Annotated in this window: 18 protein-coding genes; 11 read left to right on the top strand and 7 right to left on the bottom strand. The window is 71.9% G+C overall.

Going from position 1 to position 21,607, the window contains the following annotated elements:
* From RAN62_RS39040 to eccB, 3 genes are all read right to left on the bottom strand, one after another.
* Positions 1–285, bottom strand: a complete 285-nt coding sequence (locus RAN62_RS39040) for a WXG100 family type VII secretion target (RefSeq protein ID WP_305789923.1) — start codon at positions 283–285, stop codon at positions 1–3.
* A 13-nt stretch (positions 286–298) separates the two neighbouring features.
* On the bottom strand, positions 299–622 hold the full coding sequence (locus RAN62_RS39045) for a WXG100 family type VII secretion target (protein ID WP_369077250.1): 324 nt from the start codon (positions 620–622) through the stop codon (positions 299–301).
* Positions 623–784: 162 nt separating this feature from the next.
* Entirely contained in the window at positions 785–2,212 is a 1,428-nt protein-coding gene (eccB, locus tag RAN62_RS39050; protein ID WP_305789925.1) for a type VII secretion protein EccB, read from the bottom strand.
* Between the two features lie 133 nt (positions 2,213–2,345).
* Here eccB and RAN62_RS39055 point away from each other — a divergent pair, with 133 nt between their 5' ends.
* Genes RAN62_RS39055 through RAN62_RS39065 form a run of 3 tightly spaced genes read left to right on the top strand, consistent with a single transcriptional unit; the run spans position 2,346 to position 4,589 of the window.
* On the top strand, positions 2,346–3,101 hold the full coding sequence (locus tag RAN62_RS39055; RefSeq protein ID WP_305789926.1) for an SUKH-3 domain-containing protein: 756 nt from the start codon (positions 2,346–2,348) through the stop codon (positions 3,099–3,101).
* Positions 3,088–3,849 carry an SUKH-3 domain-containing protein gene (locus tag RAN62_RS39060; protein WP_305789927.1) on the top strand — a complete coding sequence of 254 codons (762 nt, stop codon included), beginning with the start codon at positions 3,088–3,090 and terminating at the stop codon, positions 3,847–3,849. The genes RAN62_RS39055 and RAN62_RS39060 overlap by 14 nt, the downstream gene beginning before the upstream one ends.
* Entirely contained in the window at positions 3,846–4,589 is a 744-nt protein-coding gene (locus tag RAN62_RS39065; RefSeq protein ID WP_305789928.1) for an SUKH-3 domain-containing protein, read from the top strand. Before RAN62_RS39060 ends, RAN62_RS39065 begins: the two co-directional genes overlap by 4 nt.
* On the opposite strand, the gene eccD is transcribed toward RAN62_RS39065, so the two are convergent.
* Complete coding sequence (eccD, locus tag RAN62_RS39070; protein ID WP_305789929.1) at positions 4,590–5,972, bottom strand: type VII secretion integral membrane protein EccD; 1,383 nt, start codon at positions 5,970–5,972, stop codon at positions 4,590–4,592.
* A 116-nt stretch (positions 5,973–6,088) separates the two neighbouring features.
* On the opposite strand from eccD, the gene eccCa reads away from it, so the two are divergent.
* The 5 genes from eccCa to RAN62_RS39095 all read left to right on the top strand — a co-directional run bounded on the left by eccCa (position 6,089) and on the right by RAN62_RS39095 (position 14,889).
* A complete protein-coding gene (gene eccCa / locus RAN62_RS39075) occupies positions 6,089–10,051 on the top strand; it encodes a type VII secretion protein EccCa (protein WP_305789930.1) in 3,963 nt (1,320 codons plus the stop codon).
* A 118-nt stretch (positions 10,052–10,169) separates the two neighbouring features.
* On the top strand, positions 10,170–10,811 hold the full coding sequence (locus RAN62_RS39080) for a hypothetical protein (RefSeq protein WP_305789931.1): 642 nt from the start codon (positions 10,170–10,172) through the stop codon (positions 10,809–10,811).
* Positions 10,812–10,824: 13 nt separating this feature from the next.
* The gene (locus RAN62_RS39085; protein WP_305789932.1) at positions 10,825–12,549 is read left to right on the top strand and encodes a WXG100-like domain-containing protein; all 1,725 of its coding nucleotides are present in this window, start codon (positions 10,825–10,827) and stop codon (positions 12,547–12,549) included.
* 114 nt (positions 12,550–12,663) lie between these two features.
* Positions 12,664–13,893, top strand: coding sequence for a S8 family serine peptidase (locus tag RAN62_RS39090; RefSeq protein WP_305789933.1), 1,230 nt, complete (start codon positions 12,664–12,666; stop codon positions 13,891–13,893).
* A 27-nt stretch (positions 13,894–13,920) separates the two neighbouring features.
* The gene (locus tag RAN62_RS39095) at positions 13,921–14,889 is read left to right on the top strand and encodes a right-handed parallel beta-helix repeat-containing protein (RefSeq protein ID WP_305789934.1); all 969 of its coding nucleotides are present in this window, start codon (positions 13,921–13,923) and stop codon (positions 14,887–14,889) included.
* On the opposite strand, the gene RAN62_RS39100 is transcribed toward RAN62_RS39095, so the two are convergent.
* Positions 14,879–15,958: an SseB family protein gene (locus RAN62_RS39100; protein ID WP_305789935.1), complete on the bottom strand. Its 1,080-nt coding sequence runs from the start codon at positions 15,956–15,958 to the stop codon at positions 14,879–14,881. The two genes, RAN62_RS39095 and RAN62_RS39100, sit on opposite strands and share 11 nt — an antisense overlap.
* Entirely contained in the window at positions 15,955–16,761 is an 807-nt protein-coding gene (locus RAN62_RS39105) for an SUKH-3 domain-containing protein (protein WP_305789936.1), read from the bottom strand. Before RAN62_RS39105 ends, RAN62_RS39100 begins: the two co-directional genes overlap by 4 nt.
* Positions 16,762–16,869: 108 nt before the next feature.
* Between RAN62_RS39105 and RAN62_RS39110 the strand changes: the two genes are divergently transcribed.
* The 3 genes from RAN62_RS39110 to RAN62_RS39120 all read left to right on the top strand — a co-directional run bounded on the left by RAN62_RS39110 (position 16,870) and on the right by RAN62_RS39120 (position 20,620).
* Positions 16,870–18,555: a right-handed parallel beta-helix repeat-containing protein gene (locus RAN62_RS39110; RefSeq protein WP_305789937.1), complete on the top strand. Its 1,686-nt coding sequence runs from the start codon at positions 16,870–16,872 to the stop codon at positions 18,553–18,555.
* A gap of 152 nt (positions 18,556–18,707) precedes the next feature.
* Positions 18,708–19,958, top strand: a complete 1,251-nt coding sequence (eccE, locus tag RAN62_RS39115) for a type VII secretion protein EccE (RefSeq protein WP_305789938.1) — start codon at positions 18,708–18,710, stop codon at positions 19,956–19,958.
* Positions 19,955–20,620: a hypothetical protein gene (locus RAN62_RS39120; protein ID WP_305789939.1), complete on the top strand. Its 666-nt coding sequence runs from the start codon at positions 19,955–19,957 to the stop codon at positions 20,618–20,620. Before eccE ends, RAN62_RS39120 begins: the two co-directional genes overlap by 4 nt.
* Positions 20,621–20,785: 165 nt before the next feature.
* Here RAN62_RS39120 and RAN62_RS39125 read toward each other — a convergent pair whose 3' ends face one another.
* Entirely contained in the window at positions 20,786–21,538 is a 753-nt protein-coding gene (locus RAN62_RS39125) for a DUF2927 domain-containing protein (protein WP_305789940.1), read from the bottom strand.
* Positions 21,539–21,607 lie beyond the last annotated feature (69 nt).

Consider the following 21,607-nt stretch of genomic DNA (forward strand, 5'->3'; position numbering starts at 1 on the left):
TCAGCCGCCGAACTTGGCCTTGTTCGCGTTCTCGCGGGCCTGCATCTTCTCGGCCGACTCGCGCAGGGCCTTCTCGATGCGGCCGAGCAGGTCGCGCAGGTCGTTCGCCGCCGCGTCCCACTCCTTCTGCCGCTGGTAGTAGGCCTCGCGCGCCGCGCCGTCCCAGGTGCCGAGCATGCCCTGCAGGCTCGAGGTGAGCCCGTCGAGCTCGGCGGTGAGGTTCTTGGTCGCGCTGCCGCAGTCGTCCGCAGCCTGGTTGAGCTGCGGGAAGTTGTATTTGATCATGCCATTTCCCCCGTCAGAGCTTCAGCGCCGCGGTGATCTGACCGGCGGTCGCGCCGGCCGACTCCATGTCGGAGCGGATCTCCTCGTCGCTGACGTCGTAGTCCTTACCGGCCGAACCGACGGCCTCGGCGACCGCCCGCAGAGCCACGTTCAGCTTGGCCATGTCCTGGTCGAAGCGCTGGCGGACCTGCTGGAAGGACCCGGCGCCGGCACCCTGCCAGGCGCTCTCGAGCGGCGCCAGCTGGGCCATCAGACCGTTGAGCTGACTGGTCAGCCGGTCCGCGACACCATCGACGTCCTGCGCGGTCCGCTGCATGATTCCGGTGTCGGACTGCATCTGCGACATGGCGGTTCACCCCCGTTCTCACTGGATCGCCCCGGTCTCTCCGGGGCGGTCTCGCGCCGTCCCTTGCGGAACAGTGCTGGTAGCGACCTTGCGCCGCCTCCTGACAATGACGGTAACGGCTACCGCCCGGAAGGCGCTAGACCGGTAAATGCCTCAATCTTCGTCAAGTGGACTTTTCGCCGCTTCGGGATCCAGCGCGGGGCCCGCCGGCAGGCGAACGACCAGGCTGGACGGCAGATCGACGACTGTCACGGCGCCGTAGCCGAGCACGTTTGGCACATCGTCCGACGACAACGGGTAACGCAAACCGAGATCGGTGACCAGGTTCAGCGTCCCGGCCGGGGCGTCCGGCGAATCCATCGCGCGCACCAGCACCCCGTAGCCGGGCTCCACGACGACGCGGTCGGCCAGCGGCACCCCGTTGCTCGTCCGGCCCGCGGTGCCCACCGGCTCGGTGATCGGCTCGACCTGGGCGTCCAGGGTCACGCGGGGCTGATCCTCCCCGGGGGCGTACTCGGCGCACACCGCCGGCGCGTCCCCGGTCAGCTGGGCGATCTCGGGCACCTGGGCCGGCGCCCGGTACTGCCCGTCGGCCCCCGGCTCCTCCTTGGGCGCGGCGGCCGCGGTGTCGGCGGCCAGCCCCTGCACCCCGGGCTTCGCGTTCCGGTACGCCGCCCGGGTCGCCGGATCAGCCAGCTGCACACTGGCCTGCAGCTCGGTGATGGGCACCAGGGCACTGCGCTTCGCGAGGTAGTACTGGCGGCCGCCCGCCGCGCTCTCCACCCCGTACACGCGGCCGATCACACCCCCGGGCACGGCCGACGACGCCCCGCCCCGCCCGGCCACGGAGAGCGGCCCGATCGGCTCACCGGCCGGCAGCGCGTTGAGCCACGCGCCGCCCGCGGCGACCACGGGGGCCGAGATCAGCGTCAGTCCCTCGACCACGGTGTCCTTGTCCTTGATCTCGTAGCGGTGGTCGCGCCACACGAGATAGAGCACCTCGGTGGCGTCGTCCCGCACGAGCAGCGCCGCGTCCTGCGGGTCCCGGCCGCCCCCGATCCGGCGCCCGACCGTGAGCACCGTCGTCGCCACCCGCTCCCCGGCCTCGTCCCGGGTCGGCTGCGAGCACAGCGTCCACGGCCCGTCGAGCATGCGCTTGGGGTCGGGCAGCGAGTCCGGCGCGTCCGGAATGCCGATCACGGTCCCGCGCGACGTGCCGGTCAGCGAGTTCCGCGAGACCTGGAGGGTGCTGGAGCTGCCCAGGGCGAGCAGCGCCGAGGCGAAGTTGGCCACCGGGTGGAGACGGTCCTCGTCCTTGCGGTAGATGTACCGCGTACCCGTCTCCTTCTCGACGATGACCGCGTCGCCCTCCTTCCAGCTGGTGGCGCCGCCGGGCCGCAGGATGCCGTAGACGCCGGCGCCGGCCAGCACGAGCACCGCGATCATGATCCCGCCCAGCCCGGCGCCCCCGAGCCGGCGGAACGGCGCCGCCTCCGGGTCCGGCTCCCGTGCCACCAGCGCGGACGTCAACCGCTGCACGAAGAACTGGTACGACTGAACCTGATCACGCCGTGACGGCATACCCCTCGAACCTCCCGTGACGGCGCGCCGGTGTGCCAGGTCAGCCCGGTTCGCCGGTGCCTACGATAGGCACCCCGGCTGTGCGCCGTCGCCCGCCCCGGTCGCGCGCGGCCGTCCGTACGGAAGGAAAAGGATGATCGCCCGCAGCGAGGCCGAAGCCCGCGCCCGCACCTGGCTCGCGCAACCCGACGACCCGGAGCCGCCGCTCAAGGTGCTCGACTTCGAGCACGGCTGGGTGATCCGCCGCGACCACAGCGCCACCGGAGGCATGCCGCCGGCGCCCCCGCCCTTCCCGGACACCCGCCAGATCGTCATCGATCGCGAGACCGAGGACCTGGTCCCCTGGCTCGTCGCCCCGGATCCCGTGGTCGCCGCCCAATATGCGGTCGCCCGGGCCCGCACCGACCGCTTCCCCCCGGACGTCACCCACCTTCTCGTCGACGCCGGCTGGCGCCCCGGACGGGACATTTCGGACCTCGTGGACGCCTGGGCCCGCCGGCACGCCTTCCTCGCCGACCTGGTGTTCAGCGTGGCGGCCCGCGACTTCCTCCGCGAGTTCGGCGGCCTGGTCCTCCCCCAGTACGGCGGCCCGGAGGAAAAGGTCATCGGCCTCGGCCCCATGAGCGTCCTCCACCCGGCCCCCGGCGACGTGCCCCACGCGTACGCCGCCTGGGGCTTCCCGGTCGGCATCAGCGAGCCCGTCCCCCGCGGCGAGGCCACCGAGCACCCGGCCGAGCTGGTCCTCGACCCCGCCGCCAACCTCTACCTGCTTCACCCCGACCACCAGCACCACGTGGCCGCCGGCATCGACGCCGTCATCACCGCCCTGATCAGGCGCCGCGGCTGGTCCGAAACCCTCCCGGAAGGAACCCGGCATGATCACCCGTGACCAGGCCCACGAGCTGGCCCAGGCGTGGCTCTCCGCCGCCCGCCCCGAGCCCGCAGACATCAGCCTGTACGAGTTCGACCTCGGCTGGGTCGCCTGGCGCACCCCCGAACCCGTCGCCCCCGGCAGCCCCCCGGCCTCCACCGGCGGCCCCCAGATCGTCGTCGACCGCGAGACCGGCGACATCAGCCGCTGGCCCTCCATCGCGCCGTCAGCCATTGCGGAGCAATACACCGCCGCCCACGCCGAAGCCGACCGCTTCCCGCCCGACGTGCACCTGATCCTGACCAAGGCCGGCTGGTTCCCCGGCCGCGACGTCAGCGAGACCATCGAGGCGTGGCTCGAGCAGAAGGCCGGTCCCCTCGGGCACTTCCCGCTCTCCGACGCGGCCCGGGCCGCGCTCGACGAATTCGGCGGGCTGGTTCTCGCCACGACGATCGACCCCGCACACCGCACTCTGTTCTATCCCGCGGCCGAGCAGGTCGCGATCAGTCAGACGATCGGGTTCGCGGAGGAGTACGAGGACGAGGACGGCTATGCCGGCCCGGCCTTCCCGATCGCCTTCCACGAGAACGGACCGGCGGAAATCGTCATGGACCCGCGCGGCCGGGTCTTCTCGCTGCACTGGTCGGACGACTTGTTCCTCGGCAACAGCATCGACGAGGCCCTGATCACCATGTGCCGGACCACCAGTCCCCCGTCTGCCTGGGGCGCCTTCACCTCGCCGGACCAAGACGAAGCCTCCGCATGATCAGCGCGGACGAGGCGCACGAGCTGGCCCAGGCGTGGCTCTCCTCCGCCCGCCCCGAGCCCGCGGACATCAGCCTGTACGAGTTCGACCTCGGCTGGGTCGCCTGGCGCACCCCCGAACCCGTCGCCCCGGGCGGCCCCCCGGCCTCCACCGGCGGCCCCCAGATCGTCGTCGACCGCGAGACCGGCGACATCAGCCGCTGGCCCTCCATCGCGCCGTCAGCCATTGCGGAGCAATACACCGCCGCCCACGCCGAAGCCGACCGCTTCCCGCCCGACGTGCACCTGATCCTGACCAAGGCCGGCTGGTTCCCCGGCCGCGACGTCAGCGAGACCATCGAGGCGTGGCTCGAGCGGGAGGCCCGGGTGCTGGCGGAGTTCCCGATCTCGGAAGCCGCGCGAACGGTGCTCAACGAATTCGGTGGGCTGGTCGTCAAGCCCGGCGAGGGCCGGTACGGGACGATGCTCCTGCCGTTGCCCGACGGCGTCTCGACGTCCCGGATCTCCGGATTCATCGAGGAGTACGAGGATCTGACGGCCTACGCCGGACCGGCCTTCCCGCTCGGTGACCACGAGGACGGGCCGTCCGAAGTCGTCGTGGATCCGCGTGGACGCGTGTTCCTCCTGCACTGGGCCCGCGACTTCTTCCTCGGCCACACCATCGACGAGGCCCTGATCACACTCTGCCGGACGCACGAGTTCGCTCCGGTGATGAACGGCTTCACACCGCCTGCCGAGTGATCAGCCGCCCAGGCCTCGCATGAAGGCGTAGAGGCCCAGGACGCTGCAGGCCACCGGCACCACGGCCAGCTGGAGGACGATGTCGGCCACGTCGCCCAGGCGGGCCAGGCGGGGTGAGGGCTGGCGGCGGCTGTAGGTGCGGCCGGCGCCGATGGCGAAGGCTCCGGCGATGAGGACCACTGGGACGAGGACGGCTACTCGCCACAGGGAGTCGCTCAGCGCGTACAGGGAAAGGAGGATGATCCCCGCGAAGCCGGTGCAGAGCAGTGGGATGCGGTGGCGGACGGTGGGAACCAGGCGGGCGCGCAGCAGGCAGGCGAGGGTGACCACGCCGCTGAGGATCAGGGTGGCGACCGTGTTGGCGCGGGTGAGGGCGTAGAGGGCGGCGATGCTCACGACCGCGGCGCCGAAGATCATGCCGGTGAGGACCTCGTCGGCGCGGGCGGTGGCCTGGTAGACGCGTTCGCGGGCCGGTTGGTCGTCGTCGCGGACCAGGTCGGCGGGGGTGCGGGGCAGGACGGGCATCGGCATTTTGCCCATGCGGACGGCGAGGGCCGGCATCGCGGGCAGCAGCAGGACGCACAGGGCGACGACCACGGCGGCGGCGCCGGGGGCGTCCAGCGGACCGTACGCCAGCCCGCCCGCGATCGCCCCGAGCAGACCCGACCAGATCGCGGCGACGAAGACGCGGCTGCCGTCCCCGACGCCGAGCATGCCCAGGACACCGGCGGCGAGGAGGGTGACCGAGCAGAGGAGGACGTGCGGGGCCCCGTACTCGGTCAGCGGCTCGCCGTAGGAGAGGACCATTGCGCCGCCGACCAGCGCGTACGGGAGGCCGAGGCCGGCCACGACGGCGCCCGCGACCGAGTCGCCGACCGCGCGGGCGAGCAGGACACCCGCGCCCAGCAGGACCACCGCGACGACCAGGGCGGCCGCGCCACCGATCCAGCCGAGGCTCGCGGCCGAGAGGATGGCGACCAGGCCCAGGGCGAGCAGGATCACCGCGGCGACGAGGCCGGTGAGGCGGGTGGCGCCGGGGGTCCAGGCGCGGCCGCGGAGACGGGCGCCGGCGGCAACGGCCTCGGTCAGGTCGTCGTACATGAGCTCGGGCCACTCGGCGCGGCGCGGAACGAGGTGAACCATCTCACCGTCACGCACGTTCTGTGCTGCGAGGGTGCGGGCGAGGTCGAGCATCGTGCCGTCGGCCCGGCGCAGGGCCCAGCCCCCGTGCCCGGTGCCGTCGGTGGGTTCCTCGTCCGACTGGCGCAGGACGGCGGGGAGCAGCCCGACCAGCGGCAAGTGCTCCGGCAGTGCGAGATCGATCCGGCGCTTGGGCGCCATCAGGGCGATGCGCGCCAGTCCGGTTCCTGCCTGGGTGACCACGTCGCTCCCTCGTGCCGGTCGGGCCAACGGCCCGCGGGTGTCCTCGCGGGGAGAAGGTTACCTACCATGGGCCCAGGCCGGGGGCCCCGGCCAGCGACAACGGGGAGGTCGTCAGCGTGGGCACGGTGGTGGTGAGGCGTCCGGCGCGCAGGCCGGAGCCGCAATACCCGTCCGGCGAGATCCTGCTGGACGCGCCGCCCGAGGTGCCGCCGCCCTCCGGACGGGGCTGGGGCCAGATGATGATGACGCTGCCCATGCTGGGCGGCTCGATGGCGATGGCGCTGATGTTCGCCGGCCAGTCCACCGGCTCCGGGGCGACGCTGCGCTACATCACCGGCGGCCTGTTCGGGCTGTCCGCGGTGGGCATGATGGCGTCGCAGTTCCAGTCCGGCGGCGGGCCGAGCAAGCAGGAGATGCTGCAACAGCGCCGGGAGTACATGCAGCATTTGTCGCGCCAGCGCAAGAAGGTCCTCAAGACCGTCCGCGCGCAGCGCGAGGCCGCCCTCTACCGGCACCCGGATCCGGACGTGCTGTGGTCGCTGCCGGTCGGCCCGCGCCTGTGGGAACGCCGCCGCGGCGACGCCGACTTCGCCACCGTGCGGCTCGGGCTCGGCCCGCAGGACCTGGCCACGCCGCTGGTCCCGCCCGCGAACACCACGCTGGAGAAGATGGAGCCGATGTGCGCGCTCGCGCTGCGTCGCTTCGTCACCACGTACGCCCAGGTGCCCGACCTGCCCGTGACGATGGCCCTGAACGGGTTCGCCCGGGTGCATGTCCGCGGTGACGCCGACGCCGGCCGGGCCCTCGTCCGGGCGTTGATCGCGCAGGCGACGGCGTTCCACGCGCCGGACGACATGCTCGTCGCGGTCGCCGCGTCGCCCGAGCGGCGCGCCGACTGGGAGTGGGTCAAGTGGCTCCCGCACGCGCTGCACCCGGTGAAGTCCGACGCGCTCGGCCAGCTGCGCATGGTCGCCCCGACCGTCGCCGGCCTGGACGCCATGCTCGAGGACGTGCTCGGCAGCCGGCCGCGCTTCAACCCGTCCGGCGGCGAGACGTCGGTCGAGGGTCCGCACGTGGTCGTCATCATCGACGGCGGCGACACCGCGGGCTCGGACCACCTGATGACCGAGGGCGGCGTCGAGGGCGTCACGATCATCGACCTGTCGCAGCCGCCGCCGCGGGTGCTCGACCGGGCCCGGCTGGTGCTCGAGGTCGCGGCCGACGGCGAGATGCACAGCACCACGTACGACGGCCGCGCTCCCATCGGCCAGGCGGACGCCTGTGGCATCCCCGAGATGGAGACGCTGGCCATGCAGCTCGCGCCGCTGCGACTGTCGGTGGCGTCCCGCGGGTCGGCCAGTCCGCTCGGCAGTGAGCAGGGGCTCGTGGAGCTGCTCGAGCTCGGCGATCCGTACGAGTTCGACGCCGACCGGGCCTGGACACCGCGCCCGAACCGCGACCGGCTGCGCGTACCTCTAGGTGTCTCGGCCGACGGCAGTCCGCTGGAGCTGGACCTGAAGGAATCGGCGCAGGACGGCATGGGCCCGCACGGCCTGCTCATCGGCGCGACCGGTTCCGGCAAGTCCGAGCTGCTGCGCACGCTGGTGCTGGCGCTCGCGGTGACCCACTCGTCCGAGTCGCTGAACTTCGTCCTGGTCGACTTCAAGGGTGGCGCCACGTTCACCCGGCTCGACCGGCTGCCGCACACCAGTGCCGTCATCACGAACCTCTCGGACGAGCTGCCGCTGGTCGACCGCATGAGCGACTCGATCAACGGCGAGCTGGTCCGGCGCCAGGAGCTGCTGCGCGCCGCCGGAAACTACGCGTCGCAGCGGGACTACGAGAAGGCGCGGGCCGCCGGTGCGCCGCTGGCCGCGCTGCCGAGCCTGCTCATCATCTGTGACGAGTTCTCCGAGCTGCTGACGGCGAAACCCGACTTCATCGACATGTTCGTCCAGATCGGACGGGTCGGGCGGTCGTTGGGCGTACACCTGCTGCTCGCTTCTCAGCGGTTGGAGGAGGGCCGGCTGCGGGGGCTCGACACGCACCTGTCGTACCGGATCGGCCTGCGGACCTTCTCCGCGATGGAGAGCCGGGTCGTGCTGGGCGCCACCGACGCGTACGAGCTGCCGCGCGCGCCCGGGCACGGCTACCTGCGCTTCGGCACCGAGCCGCTGGTGCGGTTCAAGGCGGCGTACGTGTCGGGGGCCTATCGGAGCAAGACCGCCGAGGCGGTCGCGGCCGGGGACACCGACGACCGCGTCCAGGAGTACGGGACCGCGTACGTCCCCGCGCGTCTCCCGGTCGAGAAGCCTTCCGGCGAAGAGCCGGCGCCCGACCTCATGGGCGAGAGCGTGCTCGACATCCTCGTCGCGCGGCTGGCCGGACGGGGTGAGCCGGCTCACCAGGTGTGGCTGCCGCCGCTCAAGGAGGCGCCGACGCTCGACCAGCTGCTGCCCCCGCTGGCATCCGACCCGAACCGGGGCATCACCGTCTCCGACCCCGCGTTGCAGGGCCAGCTCCAGGCCGCGGTCGGCATCGTGGACAAGCCGTTCGAGCAGCGCCGCGACGTGCTGTGGCTCGACCTCGCGGGTGCGGCCGGGCACGCGATCGTGGTCGGCGGCCCGCAGAGCGGCAAGAGCACTGCCTTGCGTACGGCCGTCATGTCGCTGGCCCTGACCCACACGCCGCGGGAGGCGCAGATCTACGCGCTCGACCTCGGCAGCGGCGCGCTCGCCTCGTTGCGTGACCTTCCGCACGTCGGTGGCGTCGCGACGCGCCTGGACGCGGGGCAGGTCCGCCGCACGATCGCCGAGCTGCAACTGCTGATGATGCAGCGGGAACGCAGGTTCGCCGCGCTCGGCGTCGAGTCGATGGCCGACTACCGCCGGGCCCGCCGGCTGGGCGAGCACCAGGACGACCCGTTCGGCGACGTGTTCCTGGTCATCGACAACTGGGCGGGCGTGCGAACCGGCTTCGAGGACCTCGAGCCGGCCGTCGTCGACATCGCCAACCGCGGACTGTCCTTCGGCGTGCACCTGCTCGTGTCGGCGGTGCGGTGGATGGACGTACGCCCGGCCGTGCGCGACACCTTCGGCACCCGCCTCGAGCTGTGGCTGGCCGACCCGAGCGACTCCCTGCTCGACCGGCGCGCCGCGATCAACATTCCCGAGAAGTCGCCCGGGCGCGGCATCACCCCGGACGGCATGCAGTTCCTGGCCGCGCTGCCCCGGGCCGGCGGCATCCCCGACCCCGAGCAGCTGCAGGAGGGCTCGCGCAAGCTCATCAGCGACCTCGCCAACGCGTGGCAGGGCCCGGGCGCGCCGCCGATCCGGCTGCTCCCGCCCAACGTTCCGTACGGCAGCCTGCCCGACACCGGCGCCGCGGGCATCCCGGTCGGCATCGCCGAGATCGACCTGCAGCCGGTGCACGTCGACTTCATGTCCGAGCCGCACTTCCTGCTCTTCGGCGAGGGCGAGTCGGGCAAGAGCACCTTCCTGCGCGCCCTGGCCACCAGCATCGTCGAGCGCAACGACCTGACCCAGGCCCGGCTCGTCATCGTCGACTACCGCCGCAGCCTGCTCGGCGACATCGACAGCCCGCACCTCATCGGCTACGGCTCGTCGCAGCAGGTCACCGAGGGCATCATCAACGAGATCGCCGCGGTGATGCAGGACCGGCTGCCCAACGAGCACACCACCCAGGAGCAGTTGCGCGCTCGCAACTGGTGGAAGGGCCCCGAGCTCTACATCCTGGTCGACGACTACGACCTGGTCGCCGGGGGCAGCAGCAACCCCTTGAACCCCCTGCTCCCGTACGTGACCCAGGGCCAGGACATCGGCCTGCACCTGATCATCGCCCGGCGTTCCGGCGGGGCCAGCCGCGCCCTGTACGAGCCCCTCCTCCAGCGCCTGCGCGAACTCAGCACCCCGGGCATCGTCATGTCCGGCGACCGAGACGAGGGCGTCCTCCTCGGCACGGTCCGCCCGGGCCCGCTCCCACCGGGCCGTGGCTGGCTCGTCACTCGCCGTGGAGGCACCAGGCTCGTCCAGTTGCTCGACCTGCCCCCACGCCCGTAACGTCGCACGTCCGCGGGGTTGCACAGGCACCCTGGGCTGGGCGAAAGTGGTAAAGAACGTCGATACGGCGCCCAGGCTGCCGCACCGGCGGACGCAAGAAAAACGGGGGAGGTACACCATGTTGGACGACGACAGCGGCGCCAGCCCAGGATGGCTGGCGAACGGCAACATCGAGGTCGACGTTCAGAGCCTGCGCGACTTCGCCAAGGCCGTCGAGGCCGAGGTCAACAACAACTTCGGGCCCAGCTTCCAGCAGGGCATCATGCCCATGCTCCAGGTCGCCGCACCCTTCGGCACCGGCGGCATGGAAGAAGCCAAATTCTTCAAAGGCCAGCACGACCACAGCCGCGACGCCCTCTCACAGATGCTGCAGGACGTGCAGAAGGGTCTCATTGCCCTGCACCTGGCCGCCTCGAGCATCGCGGGGGAGTACTCAGACGGTGACGCCACGAACTCGGCAGACATCGCCGACGTCGTGAATGTCTTCAACCCGCAGGACGGCAAGCCATCTCTGAGCTCGCTCCAAGAGCAGGCGCAGCAGGAGCAGCGGGGTGAGGACGGCCAGGCGACCGATCAGGGAATCCCGCCTCAGGCCCAGGGCGAGCCCAAGTCGGCGGACGGTCAGAATCCCGCGTTCGATCCCTACGCCCAGCAGATCGTGGCCGAGGGCGAGTCGGGTCAGTACATCGTCGGCGCCGACGACGAGGGCGTGAACGATCCGTCACTCGACGTCTCGAACAGCGCCGACTACAGGTCCTGACGGGGGACGAGACATGTCTGGACAGTCCGATCAGTACTACGGCTACAGCAAGCCGTACATCCCGGGTTACGCCGGGGCAGCCGACGACTACAAGCCCACCTCCGGCACGCCCACGCCCTACCAGGCGACCGACTGGGGCAGCAAGAGCATCGACGAGCTCTGGGAGATGGTCCGTAAGGAGAGCGACGAGCGGGCTTTCGCCCTCGCGGCCATGTGGCGCCGCGCCAGCACGCTGCTCAACACCACCAGGCTCAATCTGCAGCGGCATGCCGACGCGATGGCCGCACGGTGGGATTCCGACGCCGGCCGTGTCTTCATGCAGAAGGTCGGCGCCGCGATGGCCTCGCTGGACGAGTGGCAGGAGGTCGCGGACAACAACGCCAGTGGCCTCGAGCAGGTCGGCGCCAAGATCGCGCAGACCCAGCGTGAGATGAAGACCATCTACGAGAACTACCTCGCCGACCAGGCCGCGGAGAAGAAGAAGCGGGACGAGGAGACGGTCCTCGGCAAGATCAACCCGTTCGGCGACAACCCGAAGAGCTTCAACGAGGTGCGTGACGGCGCGAAGGCCGGAGCTTTGGCGGTCGTCAAGCCCCTCGCCGACACCTTCATGGACGCCTACTTCGAGAAGATCGGCCGCGGCTCGACATATCAGGGACCAACGGACTCCGCGGTCTACACGCCCACGATGCCTGGTGGCACCCGGCCGGTCGCGCCCGGCGCGCCCGGCGCACCGGGCATTCCTGGCGGCGGCGCTCCAGCCGCGCCTCCCGCCGGCGGCCCGGGCGCCCCACCGACGGCACCGACCACGCCCGGAGCTGGTCCAGCGCCCGGCACCCCCCCGGTAACTCCGCCCTCGGCTGGTCCAGCGGCTCCGCCGCCTGGCGCTCCGCCCGGGACGCCTCCAACCCCGCCCGGCGTCGACCTCGCCGGAGGGGCGGCTCCGACTGCCCCGCCGCCGGTCACCACACCGGCTCCTGCTCCGGCACCGCCGCCCTCGGGACCGGCACCCACGCCGCCGGTCACGCCCGGGCTGCCTCCGGTCGGCGGACCGGCTCCAGGCCGGCCCGTCGTTCCCAACAAAGCGAGCCTGCCCGGTGCCGGACGTCCGACCCCGCCGCCGACGCGCGGGCCGGCGCCCAGCAAGCCGACACTGCCCGGAACCCGGGGGCCGGGCGGGCCGACCGCTCGCTCGAACCCGCCGGGCACACCGAATGGTCCTCGCCCCGGGCAGCCCCGGCTTCCCGGAAGCACCGGCGCGGGCTCGGGACGTCCCGGCGCTCCGGGAACCGGCCGGAGTCCGCAGGCTCCCAACCTCGGCGGCAAGCGTGGCCCGATGCCCGGTGAAGCCGGTGCACGTCCGGGTTCCCGGCCCGGCGCACCGCAGCTCGGCGGCCGCGGCGCACGTCCCGGGACACCGGGTCTGGCAGAGCCGCAAGCTGCGCGTCTTGGTCAACCCGTGCGGCCGGGCGCGGCGAAGCCGGATCTGACAGGCCGCGGCCCCGCTGCGGGTGCTAAAGCGCCGGCTACGGGTCCCAAGCCCGCGTTGGGCGGCCGCCAGGCTCAACCGTCCGTGCCAGGCCCCCGGGACAGGTGCCGGGAGGAGTCCGAAGAAACCGGCGAGTGGATGTATGACGGTGACGACGAACTGTTCGTGACCGAGTCCGGGGTCGGCAACGTCGAGACTCCCGCCGACCACCGGCCCCAGGAGCAGGGTCGCGCTCTCGGCCAGAGCTGAGTCAGAACTGCAGATGATCCGGCAGCGGCCGGCCACCTCACCAGAGAGGCGGCCGGCCCTCCGGTGTTCCAACGATTTGGTGGGCCGCCATGCGGTCCCGGGAGGTTGTTCGACATGCGTGCCGTCCGATCGGTGACGCTTGTGGCGATCGCACTCGCCGCGGTCACGACGTTGGTCGCCCCTGCCACGCCGGCTCTTGCCGACTCCACCCGGGACAGGCAGTGGTGGCTCGAGTCGCTCGACGTGGCGGCCGTGCACAAGGTCACCCAAGGCAAGGGCATCACTGTTGCCGTCGTCGACACCGGGGTTGATGCGGATCACCCCGACCTCAAGGGCAACGTCCTGCCCGGCATCGACCTCTTCGACGAGAAGGCGAAAGGGCAGGTGGACCGGCTCGGTCATGGCACGGCCATGGCGTCACTCATCGCGGGCCACGGGCACGGCAGCGGCGGCGGCAACGGCGTGCTCGGCATCGCGCCCGAGGCGAAGATTCTGCCGGTGACCGTGATGAACGAGAACAAGAAGATGAGCCGGGAGAGCATCACCGCCGGCATCACCTGGGCTCTGAATAACGGCGCCGATGTCATCAGCGTCTCGCTCGGCACCGGCTATGACGACACCTTGGCCACCGTCATGAAGCAGACCTGGCAACGCAAGGTGCCGGTGATCGCGCCGGCGGGTAACAAGAACAGCACTTCCGGCTTTCCCGCCGCCTACGGCGAGACGATCGCGGTGACCGGCATCGACGAGAAGGGCGGCAAGGCGAAGGAAAGCAGCAGGAACAATGCCACCGCTATCGCGGCGCCGGGCGAGAACATCATCGCCGCGGCACCCGGAGGCGGTTACACCGATCCCGCAGGCTCCGGCACAAGCGACTCCACCGCCATCGTCGCCGGCGCGATGGCCCTCGTCCTCGCGCAGTTCCCGGACCTCAACTCCGAAGGTCTGCAGGAGCAGCTCCTGTGGACGACGAAGGATGCCGGGGACAAGGGTAAAGATCTCGATTACGGCTGGGGTGTCCTCGATCTCGAACGAGCGGTGACTGGTAAGCCCGACGAGCGGGTGGCGCAGGCTTCCCCGACGCCGACCGGCGAGCTGAACGGGGCGGCGCAGTACGAAGGGTGTGACGGCTGTCCGTCGACAGCCGAGCAGGTGGTGCAGATTGTCGCCCTCTTCGGCGGGCTGTGCATCGTCATTGGGTTGATTGTGTTTTTGCTGGTTCGGCGGTCTCGGAAGAAGCGGCGCCAAAACGCTCCTGAGCCGGCTTTCGCGCAGCAGCAGCAACAGCCGGCGGCGCGCGCGGTTGAGGATGATCAGGGTTGGCGGCGGCCGCCGGGGGCCTGAGCCGGTGACAGGGTGGGGAGCGGGGCCTTGACTCAGCAGTTGCTTGTTGCTCCCGGGCGGGACGGGGCGCACCAGAAGATTGGGGACGCGCTGGCTGCGATGGGCGACGAGGGTGGCGTCGTGGTGCTGGCCGCCGGGACGTACTACGAGGCGCTCTTTCTCACGGACAAGGTCGTCACGCTGTTGGCGGAGCAGGGGCCGGGGACTGTCACGATCGACGTGAGCAGTTCGGCGTACGACGCGGTCAGCTGTAAGGATTCGCAGGTCACGTTGAGGGGGCTGCGGGTTCGGGGCGCCGCGGTGGTCGCGGAGGGCGGGCGGCTCACGGTGGAGAGTTGCGTGCTGGTTGCGGCCGTGAAGGTCGGCGCCCGGACGACGTACGCGATCAGCCACTCCAGCATCGACGGCACGTTGCATGCCGATTCGGCCGTCGGGCGGGTCGATTTCGGACAGATTGCCGGAGGGGTCGAGCTCCGTGGCACCAGCCGGGCCGAGTTGACGAATGTCACGCTCAGTGGGGTCACGTACGAGCCGGGGGCCAAGGCCATCGTCGACAACTGTGCCGATGCGGCGAACAACCGGGTCCGGCCGCGTAGAGCCGGGGAAGCTTCCGCCGGCAGCAATAGGATTGCCGCCGTTGTTCTGCTGATTCCGGCCGTTGTGCTGTGGGGTGCGGCCACGGTCGGCTGCGTGCGGGTGCTGGTCGGGGCGGACGGCGAGGGGGTCGTTTTTACGTACGTTCTCTTCACGCTTTTCGGCCTCATCACGCTCGCCTTCACGGCCATGCACGTGGTGTCGATGCTGGCCGTGCTCGCCGGTGTGCGGGAGAGCGGGTTTCCGCAGGCGGCCGGCATCACGGCCGGGCTGTGCCTGGTGGCCGTCGTGGCGTTGCTGATCCAGGGGAAGATCGAGTGGAACGCCACGATGATCGGCCCACTTGTTGCCGGGGCATCAGCCGCCGGTGCGATCGCCGTCTACAAGACAGTCAAGAACTAGGAGCGACCCAGCGGCGCTCGGAGAACACAGCAACGAGCACCTCGCCCCCGTCGGCCGCTATGCGGTGCAGCGAAGCGCCGTCCGGCACGACGAAGGAAGGCTCGACGAAGGAAGGCTCGGCCGGAGCCGGGCCGTCGAAGCGCAGCACCACGACCCAGTCGTCGTCCGGCTGGAACGGCGACCCCTCCCCCAGCAGCCCGACCCGCTCGTACAACGCGAGCGGCGTCTCCCCGGCGACCGGCCTGTGCACCTGCCCGGACGCCCGGTCGTAGCCGTGGTCCAGATAAGCGGACACGTACATGGGCGCGATCACCAGCTGGGAGCGCTCCGGCGACATGGCCGTGCGCAGCTCCCCGAACCACGTGGCCAGCTCCCGTACGGTCGATCCGGCGATCGCGACCGCGAGCGGCGTCCCCGGGTTGAGCAGCAGCGCAGGGCCATCAAGAGGCCAGTTCGTCGTCAGCTGGAGGCTGGTGACGGCGATGAAGTCCGCCTCGCCGACCGCCTGCCGCATCCGCTCCTCGGAGGTGTAAACCGCAATCCCCTCCGGCCCGCGCGGCCACGAGAAATCCGGGTCGCCCAGGTCGCGGGTCGCCGCAGTGATCGGCACGATCAGCTCCGCGCGCAGCATCGCGGCGGTCACCGCGTTCTCGTCCCGGGCTTCCACCGCGGCGCGCAGCGGCGCCTCCCCCGGCACGGACAAATCCGGCAGGGCGGCCAGATCGGCACTGTCGAGGATCAAGCCGATCGGCAGGCGAACATTCACGGCCAGCCGCCACGACGGGTCCGGCCAGTTCGCCACGAGCGACGGCACGCTGTCGGTGCGATAGGTGACCGGCTGCCCGGGCAGGCAGGCCGCGATCGCCTGCGGGGAGGTGAAGGCCAGGACATGCGTCACACCGTCGTACGTTCCGGTGGCCCAGCCCGCCGGCTCGTGCCCCGCCGCGGCGGCCGGCGACACCGGCATCAGCAGCGGCCCGGTGACCAAAGCGGCCAACAGCGCCGCCGGATCCTGCCCGGCCGCCAGCAGCGCCCGCTCGGCCGCAGTGACGGGGACCCACTCGGTCACCAGGTGCCCGCCGCGGAGACCCGGGCGGCGGCGCGCCCGAGCGTCAGGACCTCCAGCGCCTCGCGCACGGACGGGCCGAGGAACCAGTCACCGGTGTGATCGCTCACGAACACCCGGCCGCCGGCGTCGATCGAGAGGATGCCCGTGCCGTCGCCCTCCTCGCCCAGCGGCGTCAGGGGCGTTCCGACGGCTGCGGCCAGCGTCGTGAGAGTCGCCACACTGGCGCGTACGCGGCGGGGGTCGATCACGAACGACCGGGGAGCGACCTCCTCGCCCGTCTCCCCCGCGGCCTGCGCCAAGCCGCCGAAAGCCGACCAGGCCTCGATCGCCGCCGGCACGACGGTGTGGCGACTGGCCGCCAGATCGAGCGCCCAGCGTTTCCCGCGAGCTTCGTCACGAGCGGCCGGAGCATCGACGGTACGCACCCCAGACTCGGAGAACTCCATCCCGAAGTGATCGAGCACCGCGGCACACGTGCGGCACGGCGGCAACGACGAACCCTGCAACGGGTCCCCGTCCTCGCGTACGTGCACGACCTGCACCTGGGCCCCCCACAACAGCGACCGGGCCGCCATGGCCGTCAGGTCCGCGCCCGCGTCGTGCAGCCGGTCCGAGATGAGTACGGTCTCCGCGCACCACCCCGCGAACCGCTCCCGCTGCCCGGCCGGCAGCTCGTCGATCAGGCGGCGCAGGACCGGATGCAGATTCGGCGTGCCGTCCCCCCGGATCGACGTGTGCGTGTGCACCGCGCCGCCGACCAGGAGCGCACCCGCCGCCAGGGGCAGCATCCGCTCGTGTGCCACCTGTTCCCCTTCCCCGTGTGTGCAGGACAGCGTAGCGGCCTCGCCGGGGGTCCCGTGGACCCGGCGACCTGCGATATCGTCGGGTTCCACCCCAGCCCGCGAGGATCCATGTCACGCACCCTGCTCGTCGCCCCCGGCCAGCCCGGCGCCTATCCGTCGATCGGTGAGGCGCTCTCCGCGGTGGCCGAGGACGCCGTCGTGTCGCTCGCGCCCGGCACCTATTACGAGGCGCTGTTCATCACCGACCGGGACGTGACGATCGTCGCCGCCCAGGGCGCGGGCACCGTCACGATCGACGTGTCGAGCTCGGCGTACGCGACGGTGACCTGCACCGGCGGCAAGGTGGAGCTCCGCGACCTCACCTTGAAGGCCGGTGACGCGGCCGTGGTGACCAGCGACAACACGCGCCTGTCGATGAGCGGGTGCACGCTCACGGCGGGTCACGGCCCGGCCGTGTCGATCAAGGGGCGGGCGGAGTTCGACCTGAGCCGCTGCAAGGTGACCGGCGCCCGCTACGGGCTGGTCGTCGAGGAGGCGGACGGCACGGTCGACGGCTGCGAGTTCGCCGACCTCTCGGAGGACGGCATCATCGTGCGCATCGGCGCGGCGCCGACGATCCGCACCACGACGATCACCCGCTGTGCGAGCCGCGGCATCTATGTCTATCAGTACGGCAAACCGGTCATCGAGGCGTGCGACATCTCGCAGACCTCCGGCGCCGGGGTGGCCGTGGCCCAGCAGAGCAGCCCGTCGCTGGTCCGCTGCAAGATCCACGACACCCGCGGGCCGGCCGTCTCGTTCGGGCGGGGCTGCGGCGGCAGTGTCGAGGCGTGCACGTTTGAAAACACCGGGTTGCCGGCGGTGGAGATTCAGGAGGGCGCGACGCCGACAGTGGTCGAGGGCGCGTCCGGCAAGCGCGCGGTCTTCGGGGCCGAGGCGGCGGCGCAGGCCGTGCAGCAGGACGCCGAGCGCACCGAGGAGCTGCTCGGCGAGCTGGAGGCGATGGTCGGCCTCGAGGGCGTCAAGGAGGAGGTGCGCGCGCTCATCGACGAGATCCAGGTCAACGAGTGGCGGCGCGCCTCGGGGCTGCCGGTCAGCGCGGTCAGCCACCACTTGATCTTCGCCGGGGCGCCCGGCACCGGCAAGACGACCGTGGCCCGCATCTACGGCGAGCTGCTGGCCGCGCTCGGCGCGCTGCCCGGCGGCCCGTTCCGGGAGGTCTCGCGGCGCGACCTGGTCGGGCAATACCTGGGCCACACCGCCGAGAAGACGGCCGCCGCCTTCGACAAGGCCCGCGGCGGCGTGCTCTTCATCGACGAGGCCTACACGCTGTCGCGGTCGCTCGGCGGTGGCGGCGACTTCGGCCAGGAGGCCATCGACACGCTGGTCAAGCTCATGGAGGACCACCGCGACGAGATCGCGGTGATCGCGGCCGGCTACACCGGCGAGATGCTCGACTTCCTCGACGCCAACCCGGGTCTGGCGTCGCGCTTCGCGAAGACCATCGAGTTCGGCAACTACTCGCCCGAGCAGCTGGTGACGATCGTGAGCCGGATGGCCACCGCCGACGAATACCTGCTCGCCGACCAGGTCACCGAGGTGCTGCACCGCCACTTCGCGACGATCGAGCGCGACCAGAATTTCGGCAACGCCCGCGAGGCGCGCAAGCTCTTCGAGGGGGTACGCAAGGCGCAGGCGCAACGGCTGCGGCAGTCCGGCCGGCGGCCCAGCTTCGACGAGCTGCGCACCGTCGAGGTGGCCGACGTCGTCGCGGCCACCGGAGGCGCGCGATGACCGATCCGTACGGGCGGGCCCTCCCCTATGGACAGCCGGCCGCCCAGCCGCAGCCCGCCCCGGGACAGGCCGCCCCTCAGCCTGTCCTCCCGGCGTACGCGGGTCAGGCTCGTCCGGCCGCGGCTGCGGCTGCTCAGGCGCAAGTGCAAACGGTGACCGCAACGCGCCCCACCGCGCAGGCTGACTACGACTTCCGCCCCGGCGCCGCCCCGGCGGAGCCCCCGCCGCCCGCCGTCGTCACCAAGCCCGGCCACCCTCGCCTCGCCAAGACCGCCCTCGGCGCGCTCAGCCTCGGCCAGCTGCTCGCGTGGCAGCTCGCGGCCGCGGCGATCCTCGCGGCGTACACCCTGGGCAACCTCGTCACCACCATCGCCGTCGCCGTCGTCGCCCTGCTGCTCGTCTCGCCGACGCTGATCCGCTTCCGCGGCCGCTGGCTCTACCGCTGGTTCGGCGTGTGGCTGCGCTTCCGGGGCCGCCCGCACCGCGCCCCGGCCACCGGCGAGGGCGCGGCGCTCGACCTGCTGGGGTTCGCCGAGCCGACCGTGGCCCTCGACTCCGTGGAGCTCGACGACCGGCCGGTGGCCCTCCTCACCCATCGGGGCGGCCTCTGCGCGGTGCTCGAGCTGGGCCCGGAGGACACGGTTCTCTTCGCCGGCGAGCCCGTACGCCTGCCGTCGCCCGTCGCCCTGCTCCCGCTCGCCGACGCCCACGCGTTCCCGATCACCGCGCAACTGCTCGTGTCCGTCTCACCGGCGCCCGTGGTCGGACCCGGCGTGGTCGAGCGGTCCTATCGCGAGTTGACCGGCAACGAGGTCCCCGCCGAGCGCCGCAGCTGGCTGGTCCTGCAGGCCGCGCGCACCGCCGACGCGTACGCCGACGCCGAGCTGCGCCCCGCCCTGCTCTCCGCCGTCAAGCGCGCCCGCCGTCACCTGCGCATGGACAAGGTGGCCGCCCGCGTGCTCGACCGCGACGGGCTCGTCAGCGCCGTCACCCACCTGGGCCGCCTCTCCGGCACACCCCCGCGCCCGGCCGGCCCCGAGACCCCGCCCACCGGCCGCGAGACCTGGCGGGCCGCCTGGGTCGAGGAGCTCGTGCACAGCTGCCGCCGCGTCGTCCACTGGCCGGTGCGCGACTGGCAGCCCGAGGAGATGCTGCTCAAGCTGCCGGCCGTCGGCAGTGTGCTGTCCGTGGCCGTCGCGCACAACCCGGCCCGCGTGGCCGAGGACGAGTCGATCCTCGTCGAGGTCGCCTTCCGCCTGGCCGCCCCGGACGCGGGCGTGCTGGCCACCGGCGACCAGGCGCTCGACGACGCGGTCCGGGCGGCGGGCGGCCGCACCGAACGTTACGACGGGGAACAGGTGCTCGGCCTCGCCGCGACCCTGCCCCTGGGAGGTTTCCTGTGATCGGCGCGACGTTCACCGCCGGGGCCGGCACCTTCGACGACGGTGGCCTTCGCTCGGGCGGCGCCGGACTGGTCGTCGGCCGCAACCGTCAGAAACAGCCCGTCACGCTGCGCCCCTTCCGCCCCGCGCCCACCCGCATGCTGGTGATCGGCGGCGTCGGCTGCGCGCAGCTGCTGGCCTTCCGGGCCCTGGCGATCGGCGCCCGGCTGTTCATCCAGACGGCCCGCGAGCAGGTGTGGGACGCGTTCCTGCGCCGCTGCGGCGTCGGCCGCGAGACGGCCGCGTTCCTCCCTCCGGAGAGCGCCCCGCCCATCGCCGCCACCCTCGGCGCCCCGCACCTGGTCATCGTCGACGCGGGCGCCGCGGTCGGGCCCCCGCCCAGCGCCGGCGGCCCGTGGCAGGCCACCCTCGTGGTCCGCGACGACCTCGCCTCCTGGGACGAGGGCCTGCTCCAGCAGAGCGACGTGGTCGTCCTCCAGCGTCTCAGCCCGGCCGAGGCCGCGATGGCCGCGTCGGTGCTGGGCATCCGCCAGGCACAGACCTATCTGCCGCAGCTGCCAGGCGAGATGGTCGGCCTGGTCAGCCGCGCCCGCCTGCAGTGGGTCATGCTCAGCAGCACCCCGACCGAGCAGGCGCTGCTGGGCTCGGTCGCCCGGCCGTGATGCAGCACCCCGACCGAGCAGGCGCTGCCGGGCTCGGTCGCCCGGCCGTGATGCAGCACCCCGACCGAGCAGGCGCTGCCGGGCTCGGTCGCCCGGCCGTGAGGCAGCACCCCGACCGAGCAGGCGCTGCCGGGCTCGATCGCCCGCCCGCGATGCGGTGGGCGGCTATCGGACGGTGACGGCGCGGGTGACGACCGATTTGGTGTCGCCCGGATGGATCGCGTCGCTGTAGAGGAGCCGGATGACTTCCTTGTCCAGCTTGGAATAGCGGGTCGGCGCCGGGAAGTACTTGCCGTAGAAGATGCTGCCCGGGTGCTTGTTCGAGTCCCGGAGCAGACCCATGCCCTGGGTCAGCTCCTCGCGGATCAGGTGACAGCGGACGGCGGAGCCGAGACCCGACGAGCGGATCAGGACGTTCGCCGAGGTGATCACGCGGGCGCCGTTCCATTCGACGTGCACGAAGCCGTCGTTGCCGGTCACGTAGTCGGGTTCCAGTGACTTGAACGTCGCCAGCGGGGCGAAGTGCAGGTCGATGTCGGCCGGCCCGTTCTTGATCTTCAGGTCGGTCGATCGGCTGAGCGCGTTGAAGTCGGCGACGACCTTGGCCAGACAGGTCTTGGCGCTCTTCGTCGGCTTGCCGTGCACCTGGATGGTGACCTGGGGCTTGGTCCAGCGGATGACGGGGGCGGACTTCTCGCCGTACTCCGAGCCCAGCGCGATGTCGAAGAAGTAGCCGAGCCCGGCCTTGCTGATCACCGGTCGGGGCGGCGCCGGCGACGGGGTGACCGAGGGACTGGCCGGGGAGACCAACACGGGCTTCGAGCTGGCCGCGCTCGGCGAAGGCCCGGCCGGTCGGGTGCACGCGGCCAGGGCCATCGTGGTCAGGAGCAGCACCGGCAGCACAACGCGAAGCGTCACGGAAGTCCCTCGAGCCTCCGGATACGGCACGAAAACCGCAGAGCCGGGCCGCACGATGGTACGGCCCGG

This window comes from Symbioplanes lichenis, from assembly GCF_030709675.1.
GTDB classification, from domain to species: Bacteria; Actinomycetota; Actinomycetes; order Mycobacteriales; family Micromonosporaceae; genus Actinoplanes; species Actinoplanes lichenis.